Below are 15,272 nucleotides of genomic sequence, written 5' to 3'. Positions count from 1 at the left end.
CTCACCCGTCCGCCGCTAACTTCAGGGAGCAAGCTCCCATCCATTCGCTCGACTTGCATGTATTAGGCACGCCGCCAGCGTTCGTCCTGAGCCAGGATCAAACTCTCATTGAAGTTTGTAGCTCATTTGCTGGCAATGGTTTAAAACCATTGTTTTAAAAATAATTTTAACGTTCGTTTTGTTCAGTTTTCAAAGATCAAACTCTTATTAGTTTTTTAAAAGCAACTTTTATATAATAACACTGATCAATTCCAATGTCAATATGTTTTTTAAAAGTTTTTCGAGTGCTTAAGAAGCACATGTATTAATATAACAACTTTATACAAACCATGCAAGAGTTTTTTTTAAAAATTTTAATGGTAAAAAAAGTATGTCGATTACTAGCTTCCAATAATCGAAGTAATATATATATTTCTCTTTTTTTCTAAATCAAGAATTTCTCCGGTATCTAAGATTTTCACCAAAGGTCTTAGCATTGCATCTTGTTTTACATAAATAACTTTTCCAAACTGTCCATCTGAAAGCTTAACCGTTGTTCCGACTGGAAGTGAGGCAATTGCAGAAATTAATACTTTCAATATAGAGATATGTAATTTCCCAAATTGGTCTTCTTCCATCACTTGTAATGATTTAAATGGGGATTGCATGTTTTTATATGGCCGTTCCGCTGTCATAGCATGATATATATCGGCAATTGCTACAATTTGAGACTGCATTTGAACTCGTTTTCCCATTTCTCCAATTGGATATCCCGAACCGTCTAATCGTTCATGATGTTGCAAAATAGCTATTTTTGTTTCCGTTTTCAATAACGGAATATTTTTTACCATTTGATAACTATGTACAGGGTGTTTCTTAATTTCGTTCCAATCTTGTTCATTAAGGGATCTTGTATTCATAAAAGAGGATTCATTTATTTTAGCCATACCGCAATCTGCGAGGCAGCCCGCTAAAGCAATTTGTAAGCATTGACCATTGTCATATCCTAATCCCTTTGCAATAAAACTTGCAATCAACGCAACGGCAATTGGATGATGATAATAATAATCTTCTTTATTTGAATAGCGATGTATTTTACGAATCCACTCTTTATTTTCCTGAGCCTTCTCATATAGTGGCAATAAAATATTTCTTATATTAGATATATTAACTCCTAATCCTGATTGCCAAGACAAAAATTCCTTTTTATACTGCTCTACTGCTTGACCATAATAGTCCAAAAATGATAATGCTGGTGAAGTTTTCACTTCCGAAAGACTTGGTGAATCTTCCGTACCTAATCCACTAAAAAGTTCACCATTCTCTAATTTGCTTTCTATATCAACTTCTTTTATAAGAAAAGATTTTAATACTTCTAAATGCATTTCATTCAATGTCGTATTAACAGGTATAAGTGGATTATTTGTCTTCCCCATTACATCCTTATTTAAAATACAACCCACCATTAATTCTTCTACTCTAACTTTCACAATGATACCTCCTGGAAATCTAAATTCCCTCCTCTAATTGTACCAAAATATTGCTAAAAATGGATAAATTATAGAAAAAGATAAAATTGGTTTCAAAAATAGAAAAATCGCTAAGAGACAAGCTGCGATAAAAAGGCAGCTTACTTTAAAAAATATTTTTTCTATCATTTTAGTCATTACTATTTCTTCAAATTGATGAATGTTAACTGTCACCAACATCATAAGATGAAATAGCATGCCCTAATCAGATGGGGGTGAAAGGAACGATGAGCATTATAGGACATAGCATTTACCGTAAAGAGTCTTTGGAAAAAGTTACTGGAAAGGCTAGATATACAAATGATTTTGAAACAAAAGGAATGCTATATGGAAAAATTGTGATGAGTCCATACGGTCATGCAAAAATAGTAAATATAGATGACACGAAAACACGAAGAATGAAAGGAATTCACGCCATTATTACTGGAGGAAATTTACCGCTCACTGGAGAAGAACTTCGTGATAGGCCACCAATAGCATTCGACCGAGTACGTTATTTCGGGGAAGTAGTCGCAATTGTTGTTGCGGATAACCTTCGTCTGGCTGAACTAGGAGCAAATAATCTAGACGTTACTTATGAACCTCTGCCAGTCGTTAACTCTCCAAGTGAAGCACTTCGGCCAGATGCCCCCATCATTCATGAAAATCTAGGAAGTTATAAAAAAACACCCGGAGCGTTTCCCGTACCCGGAACGAATATCGCTTCAAAAATAAAAATTCGTAAAGGAAATTTAGAAAAAGGGTGGAATGAGAGCACTGTAACGGCAGAAGCCACCTTCTCCTTTCATCCATCAGACCACGTGGCAATGGAAACAAGGTGTTCGTTTGCCCAAATTCATGAGAGTGGAATAGTTGAAATAACTTCTTCTTCCCAGGCTCCCTTTATGATAAAAAAACTGATTTCTGATTACTTCGAAATACCAGTTGGAAACATCGTCGTACATACTCCTTTAGTTGGGGGAGCTTATGGGGGGAAAGCATCCGTTCAATTGGAAATCCTAGCCTACATCGCATCGAGGGCAGTGGATGGCAGACCCGTTAAAATCGTAAATACTAGGGAAGAAGATATGGTCACTTCTCCGGGGCATATTGGGCTTGAGGCAAAGGTAAAACTAGGATGTACTAATGACGGATTGTTAAAGGTTGCTGAACTGGTTTATTTATGGGATGGCGGTGCTTACTCTGATAAGGCAATCGATTTATCAAGAGCAGGGGCGGTCGATTGCACAGGACCCTATCATATAGAGAATGTATTCTGTGATTCATTTTGCATGTATACGAACCATCCTTATCCAGCTCCTTTTAGAGGATTTAGCCATTCAGAAGTTCACTTTACTTTTGAAAGAACGATGGATATTCTAGCCAATAAATTGAATATAGACCCCCTTCATTTTAGATATATAAATGCCATTAAACCTGGGGATACATCACCTACCCAAGTTTTATTAAACTCCAGTAATATCGGGAACTTGCAAAAATGTATTTCCAAACTTAGAGAATTGATGAATTGGGATAATGGACAAATTATCAAACTCGATCAGCACAAAATAAGGGCAAAAGGGATTAGTTGCATTTGGAAAAACTCTACCATTGATTCCAACGCAAGTTCAGGAGTTATTTTAACGTTTAACCCTGATGGAAGTATCAATTTAATATCAGGTGTAATTGAAATTGGAACAGGGACAAAGACGGTGCTGGCTCAAATTTTAGCCGAAAGAATGAAAATGCCAATTGAAAAAATTTACGTTCAAATGCCAGTAAATACCCAAAGTACGCCCGAGCATTGGAAAACAGTTGCGAGTAGAGGAATCTTTATGGCTGGGAGGGCCCTTTTAAAAGCAGCAGACGACGCAATTACTCAATTAAAAGAAAGAGCTTCTTGTATATTACGTGCACCGATTGAGGATTTAGAAGTCGGGTATGAAAAGGTATTTTTACGAGATGATCCTTCCATAAACGTGGATGTTAAAGATATTGCTTACGGATTTGTTTACCCTAATGGGAATACGGTTGGCGGACAAATTATCGGAAGCGGAACGTATACGCTCAGGCATATTACAAGGTTAGACCCAGAAACAGGTGCGGGGAAACCTGGACCTGAGTGGACGGTCGGAGCTCAAGGAGTCGAGATAGAAATTGATACAAGGACCTACCAGTATCGACTCATTAATGCCTATTCAGTCATTGATATCGGAAAGGTTTTAAATCTTGCTGGAGCTAAAGGGCAAGTAATGGGAGCAATGAGTATGGGTTTGTCATTTGCAGGCAGGGAGACGTTTATCTTTGATGAATATGGTAGAGTTCTAAACCCCCAATTAAGAACATATCGCCCGCTACGATATGGTGAACAGCCTAAATATTTTATAGAGTTTGTAGAAACTCCTCAAATCGATGCACCATATGGAGCTAGGGGGGTCGGAGAACATGGTCTTATAGGGATGCCAGCAGCACTTGGAAATGCTTTATCGGCAGGAGTTCAAATAAATCTTAATCATTTGCCTCTCAGTCCTGAATTAATTTGGAGGACAAAGGAGGATGAGAGATAAACATGTTACCAGCGAAGATTGAGTACTATAAGCCAACAAATTTACCTGCCGCAGTAGAATTATTTCAAGAACTAAGAAGGGCCAATAAACAACCTATGTATTTTTCAGGCGGAACAGAGATTTTAACATTTGGCAGGCTAAACATAGATAACCCAGGATCCATCATTGATATTAAAGGAATTCCGGAATGTGCAATATTAAATAAAAACAACCAATCTCTCATTATAGGTGCCTCTGTCCCTTTGACCACAATCGAAAAAGATAATTCTTTTCCATTATTAACAAGTGTTTCTAGCGAAATTGCAGATCAAACTGCTAGGAATAAGATCACAATTGGAGGTAATATTTGCGGAAAAATTTTTTATCGGGAAGCCGTCTTGCCTTTTCTACTCGCGGATAGTTATCTCCTTATAGCTAGTACTCAAGGTGTAAAACAAGTTCCCATCAACACCATTTTTAATAAAGAACTACGGTTAGAAGAAGGTGATTTACTCGTAAATATACGAACAGAATCAGTTTTTTTGAATTTCCCTTTCATTTCGCGAAAAATAAGAAAACAATGGGAAACTGGCTACCCCCTTATTACAGGCACTGCAATGAATGTGAATGGTTATCTTCGCATGGCATTCAGTGGAATCTGCCCATTTCCCTTCCGCTCATTAGCAATGGAAAATGAAATAAATAATGTGGCTTTACCAATTGAGAGCAGAATTGAAAATGCCATTAATCAGATACCTGAACCAATCCTCAATGACATAGAAGGATCAAATGAATATCGATTATTTGTTTTAAAAAACCTTTTGATGGAATTTTTGTTGGAAATGGAGGGGTATGATGGCTAGAGATGAATTTCAGATTTTTGACATTGATCTTGAAATAAATGGTGAGATGAAGCATATGGAAGTTCGAGCTGGTGAAACTTTACTGAGCCTACTTCGTAATAAACTTTCTTTGACTGGAGCAAAGCCAGGATGCCTAAATGGGGATTGCGGGGCTTGTACCGTCATGGTTGACAATCTTCCCTTTAAATCGTGTATTATGCTTGCGATAGAGGCTGCAGGTCATAAAGTCACAACGATTGAAGGGTTGCGAGATACCCCCATACAACAAAACTTTATCAGGCATTTCGCATTCCAATGTGGCTACTGCACACCAGGCTTCATCATGAATTGCCAGTCGCTGATTATTAATCATCCGAACCCATCAAAAGAAACAGTTAAAGGATGGCTATCTTCCAATATATGCAGGTGTACAAGTTACCAGGAAATTGAAGAAGCGATATGGGCTACACTCAATCAAAGATAAGTAAAATTGACTGCCTAAAAAAGATTTATAAGAATCGAATTTTTTAAAAGTATAGTGCCTTGAGCTAGATAGGGCAGACATCCATTGCTAACTAATTCAAATTTGAAAGTACTAAAAGAGCGCCGAAACCGGCGCTCTCTTAATTTATTTCATCAGAAATTTCTTCTTCAGATTCTAGTTGTTCCTCTTCTTCTTTAGCAACTTTAGCTACTGTAGCTACAACTGCTTCCTCACCAAGTGTAATGAGTTTTACCCCTTGTGTATTTCTTCCAAACACGGAAATGTCCTGTATCCCCATACGAATCAATATACCACCGGCAGTGATTAACATGACATCTTCATCGCCTTTTACTGTTTCTACAGCGACTACCGTGCCTGTTTTGTCGGTTACTTTACAAGTAATTAACCCTTTACCACCGCGGCTTTGTAAACGATATTCAGATGCAGGCGTCCGTTTTCCGTAACCATTTTTCGTTACGATGAGAACATCATCATCTTCTTCAAGAATTTCCATTCCAACCGCTTCATCGTCATCTGAAAGGGTAATTCCTTTTACTCCAGTGGCAGATCTTCCCATTGAACGAACATCTGTCTCAACGAAGCGTATGAGTAAACCGCTCTTCGTCCCCATTACAATGTTCTTATTGCCATCTGTCAGTTTAACCGAAATGAGTTCATCATTGTCTCGAAGACTTAAAGCGATTAGACCATTATTTCGAATGTTAGCGAATGCCGAAAGAGGAGTTCGTTTTACAACACCTTGTTTCGTTGCAAAGAACAAATACCAATTGTCAAGGAATTCTTCAACACAAATGACTGTGTTTACCGATTCATCTTTTTCAATTCCTAGCAAATTAATAATTGGTAATCCTTTTGCTGTTCTACTAAATTCAGGTATTTCATAGCCTTTAGCGCGATATACCTTCCCTTTATTCGTAAAGAAAAGTAGGGTATCATGCGTGGATGTCGTGATCAAATGCTTAACAAAATCATCATCATTTGTTCCCATACCTTGCACGCCACGGCCGCCACGGCGCTGGCTTCGATACGTAGAAATTGGCAATCGTTTAATATATCCATTATGCGTCAATGTCACAACGACATTTTCCCTTGGAATCAAGTCCTCATCGTCCATATCCAATAGGCCGCCAGCTGCAATTTCAGTACGTCTGCCATCGTCAAAGCGCTCTTTAATTTCAAGCAATTCTTCTCTTATAATATCAAGAACTTTTTCTTCATCTGCTAAAATTGCTTTTAATTCAGATATCAATTGAACTAGCCCTTGATATTCTTCTTCAATTTTTTCACGTTCTAATCCTGTTAAACGCTGCAAGCGCATATCAAGAATCGCTTGAGCTTGCTTTTCAGTAAGGTTAAATTGCTCCATTAACCCTGCTCTTGCTATATCAGTCGTTTCTGATCCTCTAATTAAACTGATGATTGCATCGATATGATCAAGTGCGATTCTCAAACCTTCTAAAATATGAGCGCGCGCTTCCGCTTTTCTTAATTCAAATTCAGTTCTTCGTCTAATAATTACCTTTTGGTGTTCAAGATAATAGTATAGACATTGTTTTAAGTTCAATACTCTCGGCTGTCCATCAACAAGTGCAAGCATATTGATACCAAAACTCGTTTGCATCGCTGTCATCTTGTATAAGTTATTTAAAATGACATTCCCATTTGCATCCCTGCGGACTTCCATTACAACGCGCATTCCGTTTCGGTCTGATTCGTCCCTTAAATCCGTTATTCCTTCAATTTTCTTCTCACGGACAAGCTCAGCAATACGCTCGATTAGTTTTGCCTTATTCACTTGATAAGGGAGTTCATGAACGATAATCGTTTCTCTACCATTTGATTTCGTTTCAATCTCTACTTTAGCCCTTATCGTAATCGAACCACGACCAGTTTCATAGGCTCTTCTAATACCACTTCTACCTAAGATAATTCCCGCAGTAGGAAAATCTGGTCCATGAATATACTCCATTAACTCTTGAATGGTGATTTCCGGTTCTCGGCTTAATGCAAGCAACGCATCAATCACTTCCCCAAGTTGATGCGGAGGAATATTCGTTGCCATCCCAACCGCAATACCTGAAGATCCGTTCACTAAAAGATTCGGAAAACGTGAAGGTAACACAACAGGTTCTCTTTCAGAGCCATCATAATTATCTTTATAATCAATCGTATCTTTATTTAGATCCCGAACAAGTTCCATCGAGATTTTTGACATTCTTGCTTCTGTGTAACGCATCGCAGCCGCGGAATCTCCATCGACCGATCCAAAGTTTCCGTGACCATCTACAAGCATATTACGATAGCTAAAATCTTGCGCCATCCGAACCATCGTTTCATAAACGGCAGAGTCACCGTGTGGATGGTATTTACCAATAACTTCCCCAACGATTCTCGCTGACTTTTTATATGCCTTATCACTTGTCATTCCAAGATCATTCATTGCATATAAAATTCGACGATGCACTGGTTTTAAGCCATCTCGTACGTCCGGCAAGGCACGGGAAACGATGACACTCATCGCATAATCAAGGAAAGAAGATCGCATTTCTTGACTTAAATTGATTTCTTTTATATTTGAATTAGGTACTTCTGCCATAATTGGCAACCTCCTTTATGACCTCGAGGGGCTGACGCAGAGCTTGACATTAAAAATGTGAAGCTACAAAACCTATTAAATATCTAGATTCTTAACGCTCAACGCATTTTCTTCAATAAACACCCTACGCGGTTCTACTTTTTCGCCCATTAACATATCAAACGTTTGGTCAGCTTCAATCGCATCTTCAAGACTCACTTGAAGAAGTGTGCGGTTTTCAGGATCCATCGTTGTTTCCCACAACTGCTCTGGATTCATTTCCCCTAGACCTTTATAACGTTGAATGCCTGGCTTTGGAACTTGAGGCAATTCTTCTAACTTTGCATCCAATTCACGATCTGAATACACGTAATAATCTTTTTTCCCTTGGGAAATTTTATAAAGAGGTGGTTGTGCAATATACACGAAACCTGCCTCAAGCAACGGCCTCATAAACCGGTAAAAGAACGTTAAGAGCAAGGTACGAATGTGAGCTCCGTCTACATCGGCATCCGTCATGATGACCATTTTATGATAACGTGATTTGGCGATATCAAAGTCTTCTCCAATCCCTGTTCCAAGTGCAGTAATTATTGTTCGAATCTCGTTATTAGAAAGAATTTTATCAATACGTGCTTTTTCAACGTTCAGGATTTTACCTCTCAGTGGCAAGATGGCTTGGAAATGACGGTCACGTCCTTGCTTAGCGGAACCACCGGCTGAATCACCCTCAACGACGAATAATTCACTAATTTCCGGATCACGAGATGAACAGTCTGCTAATTTTCCAGGTAAACTTGAAATTTCAAGCGCACTTTTCCTACGCGTTAATTCGCGAGCCTTCTTTGCCGCTAAGCGGGCTCTTGCCGCCATTAATCCTTTATCGACAATTTTACGAGCAAGTACTGGATCCTCCAGTAATGTCTTTTCAAAATACTCGGAGAATAACGAGTCAGTGATGGTACGAGCTTCAGAATTTCCGAGTTTCGTTTTAGTTTGTCCTTCAAATTGTGGGTCTGGGTGCTTGATCGATACGATAGCTGTTAAGCCCTCTCTCACATCTTCACCTGAAAGATTGCTGTCATTGTCTTTAAAGATATTGCTTCTGCGTGCATAATCATTAATGACTCGAGTTAACGCAGTCTTAAACCCTGATTCATGTGTACCGCCTTCATATGTGTGAATATTATTGGCAAAAGAGTACATATTACTAGCAAATCCATCGTTATATTGTAGAGCAACCTCTATCTCAATCCCATCTCGTTCTCCTTCAATATAGACAGGTTCTTCATGCAGAACTTCTTTTGATTTATTCAAATGTTCTACGTAAGACTTTATTCCGCCCTCATAATGAAACTCACTGAACTTCTTTTCCTCACGTTTATCTTCTATCGTAAGCTTCAAACCTTTATTTAAAAAGGCAAGTTCGCGAATACGAGTTGCAAGCGTATCAAAATCGTATTCTGTTGTTTCTGTAAAAATCTCAGGGTCTGGCTTAAAATGAATGATTGTTCCGGTATAATCTGTTTCACCTATCACTTTTAAATCAAAACAAGGAACACCACGTTCATATTTCTGATAATGAATTTGGCCATTTAGGTGGACGTAAACTTCCAATTCAGACGAAAGGGCGTTAACAACCGATGCACCAACGCCATGGAGGCCGCCAGATACTTTATATCCGCCACCACCGAATTTTCCTCCAGCATGAAGTACAGTTAAAATAACTTCAACGGCAGGTCGGCCCATTTTTTCCTGTATCCCAACAGGAATTCCGCGACCATTATCTTTTACGGTAATGCTGTTATCTGCTTCAATCGCAACATTGATTTCGTCACAATATCCCGCTAGCGCTTCGTCAATACTGTTATCTACAATTTCCCATACAAGGTGGTGAAGTCCTTTCGAGCTGGTTGAGCCAATATACATTCCAGGCCGTTTTCGAACTGCTTCTAACCCTTCAAGCACTTGTATTTGATTTTCATCATATAGTTGCTCTTGAAAATCTTTTTGATCCATTGTCATAAAACTCACCCGCTCTTTCAATCATCTATTTCTACATCGCTGTCTGGTTTTAATAGCCGTTTCTTCAATGTTCCTGGAGCAATAGGAGATAAGTAAACATGAGGACTGGTAATAATCATCGATTTAAAATTCCCATTCGACAAATAAACAACAGCCTTTTTATTTTTTTCTAAAAAGTGCTTGATTTCATCAGACGAATGGACCGTACCTTTTTCGAGAATAGCAATGATTTCACTTGAGCGAACCATCACATCTTCTCCTACATGAATATACATCCTTTCACCTCATTTCACTCTTTCCATCACACCACTCCGGACATTGAATGTCGTGGCTTCTCTAAGTGTTTGATGGTCAATTCCATCGATCGTTGTCGTCGTGACGAACGTCTGGATTTTCCCCTTAATCGTATTTAATAAATGAGACTGGCGATAATCATCAAGTTCAGATAAAACATCATCCAGCAGCAAAATTGGATATTCATTAATTTCTGAATATATCAAATCTATTTCAGCCAATTTTACGGATAATGCAGTTGTTCGTTGCTGTCCTTGTGAACCGAACGTCTGCACATCCCTTCCATTAACGAAAAAAACAATCTCGTCACGATGTGGCCCAATTAAACTCACTCCACGGTCAATTTCTCTTTGCTGGAGCAAATGTATTTTTTCTTCGAATACTGTTACCATCTTGGACCAATCCGTGTCTTCCGATACCTCAATAGACGGCTTATATTGAATTGAAAGGGTTTCTAAGCCGCGAGAAATTCCGGAATGGATCGGTTTCGCCCATTCTTCCAACATTTGGATAAATTCAAATCTCTTTTTTATTACTCTTACCGCTACTTCGATATATTGGTCGGTAAGAACTTGAAGAAATGTTAGATCACTTTGTTTTTTGATTTGCAGCTGTTTCAAATAATTATTCCGTTGCTGCAATATTTTTTGGAATTGACTCATATCGTATAGATACACCGGAGATACTTGACCAATTTCCATATCAATAAAACGACGCCTTACTTGAGGGCTCCCTTTGACAAGATGGAGATCTTCAGGCGCAAACATGACAACATTCATATTTCCTACATAACGGCTTAATTTTTGCTGTTCAATGTGGTTAAATTTTGCTTTTTTTCCTTTTTTTGAAATGATGAGCTCTAATGGCACAGAACCATTTATTTTTTGCAGCCTACCCTTTATTTTAGCATAATCTGAGTCCCAGCGTATTAAATCTTTATCATTTGATGTTCTATGCGATTTAGCCATTCCTAAAACAAAAATCGATTCCATGACATTTGTTTTCCCTTGAGCATTTTCGCCTAAAATGACATTGACATTATTTTCAAAGGAAACGTTCAGTTCATGGTAATTCCGATAATCTTTCAACTCCAGCTCTTCAATATACATGAAGTCAACATCCTTTAGCGGATAATAACAAAGGTGCCGATTCCTTTTATGTCAATTTTATCATTTACTTTAAGCTTTCGGCCTCTTCGTTGGTCCTGCTCACCATTAATAAACACCTCGTGTTCGCTTAAAAACCACTTTGCCATTCCTCCGGATGAAATGACATCAGCAAGTTTTAAAAACTGACCAAGTGTAATTGTGTCCGTATCTATTTTAATTTTATTATCCACGTTCTCACTCTTTTCATGAATAGTCCCTTTCTTTATTTTACTAAAGATTGAGGTGCATTACAAAAAAATGCTGAAACCGTTGAAAACAATGGCAGCATTAGCTGAAATATACATCAGTAATTTAAAAATCCCGCCGTCTTCTTGGGCAGGATTTCTTTAAACTTGTCCGTTAAATTACCGCTTCAGATGTTCACTTTCCGCGGGTGGTTCATGTTCCTCCTCGGCGCTTGACGCGCCTGTGGAGTCTCACATGAACCATTTTTTCCACAAGCGTCTCGCATCTTCCGCTGCAATCAACTCCAGCTTTAACTTATTTTGGAATTTTATAATTTACTTTTTTTGTTTAGAAAGTTCTCACTGGTAAAATCAGCTGTAAAATTGAGTCGTCATCTACGGAACGGATAACAAATGGTCTCATTGCACCGGTAAAGTGAATGACGATTTCGGTGCCTTCTAAGGCTCTTAGTGCTTCCATCATGTATTTGGCACTGAAGGAGATTTTTAACTCTTCGCCGCTGATGGATTCACTTGAGATTTGTTCCACTACATTACCGATTTCAGGTGTTGTTGATGAAATTTCAATTGTTTTTTCTTCCAGTGTTACTAGTTTTACGACGTTGTTTCTTTCTCCTCTAGCAAGCAATGAAGCACGATCGATAGCATGAAGGAATTCTTTCGCGTGAAGAACTAGTTCTGTTTTGCTATCGGTTGGAATAAGTCTTGAAGTATCTGGATAATTTCCTTCTAGTCGACGAGAAAAGAATAATAGATTTTTTGATTTAAAGAGAATTTGGTTATCAGTCATTACAATTTCTACTGGATTATTAGTGTCATCCAAAATTTTACTTAACTCAATTAAGCTTTTCCCAGGTATTACAGCATTATATGTTTCTGATGGGTCAATCTCAATTGGAGCAGTTCGCATCGCTAATCTATGACTATCTGTACCTGTACATGTCAATTTCCCGTTTTCAATTTGCCAGTTTACACCTGTCAAGATTGGGCGTGTTTCTGAGGTGGACACTGCGAAAACAGTTTGTCTTATGATAGATTTCAATAAATCAGTCGGAATTGAAAAAACATTATCTTCCGAAATTTGAGGCAGATGCGGGTATTCATCTGGATCTAGCCCGTTTAAATTAAACTCAGCTTTTCCTGATCTAATAATCGTTTGATGATGATTTTGCACTTCAAATTCTACAAAATCCATTGGCAGCTTCCGAACAATTTCTCCAAAAAACTTAGCGTTTAATACGATACCGCCAGTTTCTTTGATTTCAACGATTTCATCTCCGTTTTCCTCTTTAGGTATAAAAGATTCAATAGAAATATCGGAATCACTACCAGTTAACGTAATCCCTTGATTGGAAGCAACAATTTTAATACCTGTTAAGATTGGAATTGTTGTTCTAGATGATACAGCCTTCATCACGTCTTGGACACTATCAATAAGGCGATTACGCTGAATAATAAACTTCATGCTTATTCCCCCAATTTTTCATTTTACTTTGCTAGATATATTATTAATTATTTTTTAAAGAAAATCGTAGTAATAGTAATAGGGCCTGTGAATATGTGGATAACCCTGTGTATGACTTGGAATTCCAAACTATTCACATGTGGACATGTTGTGCATATAGGTGTTCTAGTTATACACAAAATCCCCATTACAAATTTTTAAGTGTAGCGCGAATGTCTTCCAGTTTATTTTGTAATTCTTGATCTGTTTCTAATAGCTTCGATATTTTTTCATGCGCATGTATGACTGTTGTATGGTCGCGTCCACCAAATTCTTCACCTATTTTTGGAAGTGAAAAATCTGTCATCTCACGTGATAGAAACATGGCAATTTGACGAGGGAATGCGATTGATTTTGTTCGCTTTTTAGCTTTGAAATCATCCAATTTAACATTGTATTCTGCACCAACTGCTTTTTGAATATCGAGAATGGTAACAACCTTTGGTTTCGAACTTGGAATGATGTTTTTCAATGCTTCCGCAGCCAAATCAGCATTTATATCCTTATTAATAAGAGAGGAATATGCCACAACCCTAATAAGTGCTCCCTCTAATTCCCTAATATTAGAATCGATTTGATTCGCAATATAGAGCATTACTTCATTTGGAATATCCAATCCGTCAGCTTTCGCTTTTTTACGCAAGATGGCGATCCGAGTTTCTAAATCCGGAGGTGTAATGTCTGTAATAAGTCCCCATTCGAATCTTGATCTCAATCGGTCTTCGAGTGTGGGAATTTCTTTTGGGGGACGATCACTTGCAATAATAATTTGCTTACTTTCTTCGTGAAGTGTATTAAAAGTATGGAAAAATTCTTCTTGCGTTGATTCTTTTCCTGCCAAAAATTGAATATCATCAATAAGTAAGACATCGACGCTACGATATTTGTTCCTAAAATCCTCAGCTTTATTGTCGCGAATAGAATTAATGAACTCATTCGTAAATTTTTCAGAAGATAAATAAACGACTTTAGCAGACGGATTATGCTCAAGTACATAATGGCCAATCGCATGCATTAAGTGTGTTTTACCCATTCCTACTCCACCATAAATAAAAAGAGGGTTGTATGCATTTGCTGGGGCTTCCGCAACAGCGAGGGATGCAGCATGGGCGAATCGATTCCCGGAGCCGATGACAAATGTATCGAACGTATATTTTGAATTAAGCATATTTTGAAATAGTTCTACGGTCTCTTCCTTCTTTTTAAGAGGTACGCTCGCGACTTCCTTTTTTTCTTCTTCCTGGTCAGGTGGAATGATGAATTTTACATTCAATTCTTCTCCGATAATTTCATATAAAGTTCCGGATATTAAAGAAGAATATTGGCCTTCAAGCCAATCTCTTGCAAATTCGTTTGGGGCACTTACGGTTATCATATCTCCTTTAAGAGCATAAGCTTCCGTTGATCTAAGCCATGTATCAAAACTAGGCTTACTGACCTTTTTTTTAATATTCATTAAGACCTGAGCCCAAAGATCAGCAATGTTTTCCAAGATTTAACCTCCCTTGCTAAAAATCGAACTGTTATATAACTATTTGTCGTTTATTCCACATACAATTTATAAATATACAATACTATGAATGTGGAAAACTATATAATAAGGTAGAAAAGCGGATTTCGACACCATCCACTGATTGTGGACAAGTTTATCCAAACCCACTGAATAGTTTATCCACAAGTTATTCACAATCTGTGGATAGATGATTTTCTTATAAATATTATACAGAATGAAAACACAATAATCATATCAAATAAAAGCATGATTAGCAATGGATTATCGAAATTATCCACAACACCCATAAGCTATGGAAAAAAATTACCCACAGCTTCTTAATTTGTGAAAATCTTGTCGATATGTGTTGTGGATAATAAAAAAAAGAAAAAAGTTATTCACAATTGGAATTAGAATAGCGGAGGGCGTCTGTTTATCGGCGAAAAGCAAATATTCTGAGACGCAAAAAGTTCGATTTTTGAATTTTAGCTGCTCGGGTTATTTAACCTTCGCCTGTAGATAGACAAAGAAAAGTGAAAGGAGCTAATTTATGGGCGACTAAATAGCTAAATAGTCAGCTCTTTAATTTTTTTGGCCTTCATTTCATTATTTTGATCTGATAGTGGCAGAAAAAAAGCTTAATCGTTT

At 37.8% G+C, this 15,272-nt stretch carries 11 protein-coding genes and 1 rRNA gene; 3 read left to right on the top strand and 9 right to left on the bottom strand.

The features are described 5' to 3' along the window. Both MT489_RS08000 and MT489_RS07995 read right to left on the bottom strand, forming a co-directional pair. Positions 1–113, bottom strand: a 16S ribosomal RNA gene (locus MT489_RS08000); the annotation flags it as partial. 267 nt (positions 114–380) lie between these two features. After that, complete coding sequence (locus tag MT489_RS07995; RefSeq protein ID WP_244681001.1) at positions 381–1,469, bottom strand: HD-GYP domain-containing protein; 1,089 nt, start codon at positions 1,467–1,469, stop codon at positions 381–383. Positions 1,470–1,735: 266 nt separating this feature from the next. Between MT489_RS07995 and MT489_RS07990 the strand changes: the two genes are divergently transcribed. From MT489_RS07990 to MT489_RS07980, 3 genes are read left to right on the top strand one after another with little or no spacing between them, the layout of a single operon-like run. Further along, positions 1,736–4,054, top strand: coding sequence for a xanthine dehydrogenase family protein molybdopterin-binding subunit (locus tag MT489_RS07990; RefSeq protein ID WP_244681000.1), 2,319 nt, complete (start codon positions 1,736–1,738; stop codon positions 4,052–4,054). 2 nt (positions 4,055–4,056) lie between these two features. After that, positions 4,057–4,896, top strand: a complete 840-nt coding sequence (locus MT489_RS07985) for an FAD binding domain-containing protein (RefSeq protein WP_244680999.1) — start codon at positions 4,057–4,059, stop codon at positions 4,894–4,896. After that, positions 4,889–5,359, top strand: coding sequence for a (2Fe-2S)-binding protein (locus MT489_RS07980; protein WP_244680998.1), 471 nt, complete (start codon positions 4,889–4,891; stop codon positions 5,357–5,359). The genes MT489_RS07985 and MT489_RS07980 overlap by 8 nt, the downstream gene beginning before the upstream one ends. A 139-nt stretch (positions 5,360–5,498) precedes the next feature. On the opposite strand, the gene gyrA is transcribed toward MT489_RS07980, so the two are convergent. From gyrA to dnaA, 7 genes are all read right to left on the bottom strand, one after another. Then, positions 5,499–7,976: a DNA gyrase subunit A gene (gyrA, locus tag MT489_RS07975; RefSeq protein WP_244680997.1), complete on the bottom strand. Its 2,478-nt coding sequence runs from the start codon at positions 7,974–7,976 to the stop codon at positions 5,499–5,501. Positions 7,977–8,051: 75 nt separating this feature from the next. After that, a complete protein-coding gene (gene gyrB / locus MT489_RS07970; RefSeq protein WP_244681013.1) occupies positions 8,052–9,974 on the bottom strand; it encodes a DNA topoisomerase (ATP-hydrolyzing) subunit B in 1,923 nt (640 codons plus the stop codon). A 23-nt stretch (positions 9,975–9,997) separates the two neighbouring features. Next, the gene (remB, locus tag MT489_RS07965) at positions 9,998–10,255 is read right to left on the bottom strand and encodes an extracellular matrix regulator RemB (RefSeq protein WP_244680996.1); all 258 of its coding nucleotides are present in this window, start codon (positions 10,253–10,255) and stop codon (positions 9,998–10,000) included. Positions 10,256–10,264: 9 nt separating this feature from the next. Then, complete coding sequence (gene recF, locus MT489_RS07960; protein ID WP_244680995.1) at positions 10,265–11,383, bottom strand: DNA replication/repair protein RecF; 1,119 nt, start codon at positions 11,381–11,383, stop codon at positions 10,265–10,267. A gap of 14 nt (positions 11,384–11,397) precedes the next feature. Next, positions 11,398–11,613: a S4 domain-containing protein YaaA gene (gene yaaA, locus MT489_RS07955; protein ID WP_244680994.1), complete on the bottom strand. Its 216-nt coding sequence runs from the start codon at positions 11,611–11,613 to the stop codon at positions 11,398–11,400. Between the two features lie 343 nt (positions 11,614–11,956). Next, positions 11,957–13,093: a DNA polymerase III subunit beta gene (gene dnaN, locus MT489_RS07950; RefSeq protein WP_244680993.1), complete on the bottom strand. Its 1,137-nt coding sequence runs from the start codon at positions 13,091–13,093 to the stop codon at positions 11,957–11,959. A 187-nt stretch (positions 13,094–13,280) separates the two neighbouring features. Next, positions 13,281–14,624 (bottom strand): chromosomal replication initiator protein DnaA, encoded by a 1,344-nt coding sequence (gene dnaA / locus MT489_RS07945; RefSeq protein ID WP_244680992.1) that lies wholly within the window; start codon positions 14,622–14,624, stop codon positions 13,281–13,283. Between the last annotated feature and the right edge of the window lie 648 nt (positions 14,625–15,272).

It is taken from the genome of Lederbergia wuyishanensis (genome assembly GCF_022900255.1).
Classification (GTDB): domain Bacteria; phylum Bacillota; class Bacilli; order Bacillales; family Bacillaceae_C; genus Lederbergia; species Lederbergia wuyishanensis.
Note: the sequence above shows the minus strand (reverse complement) of the source record. Positions and strands in the feature narration are given on the sequence as shown.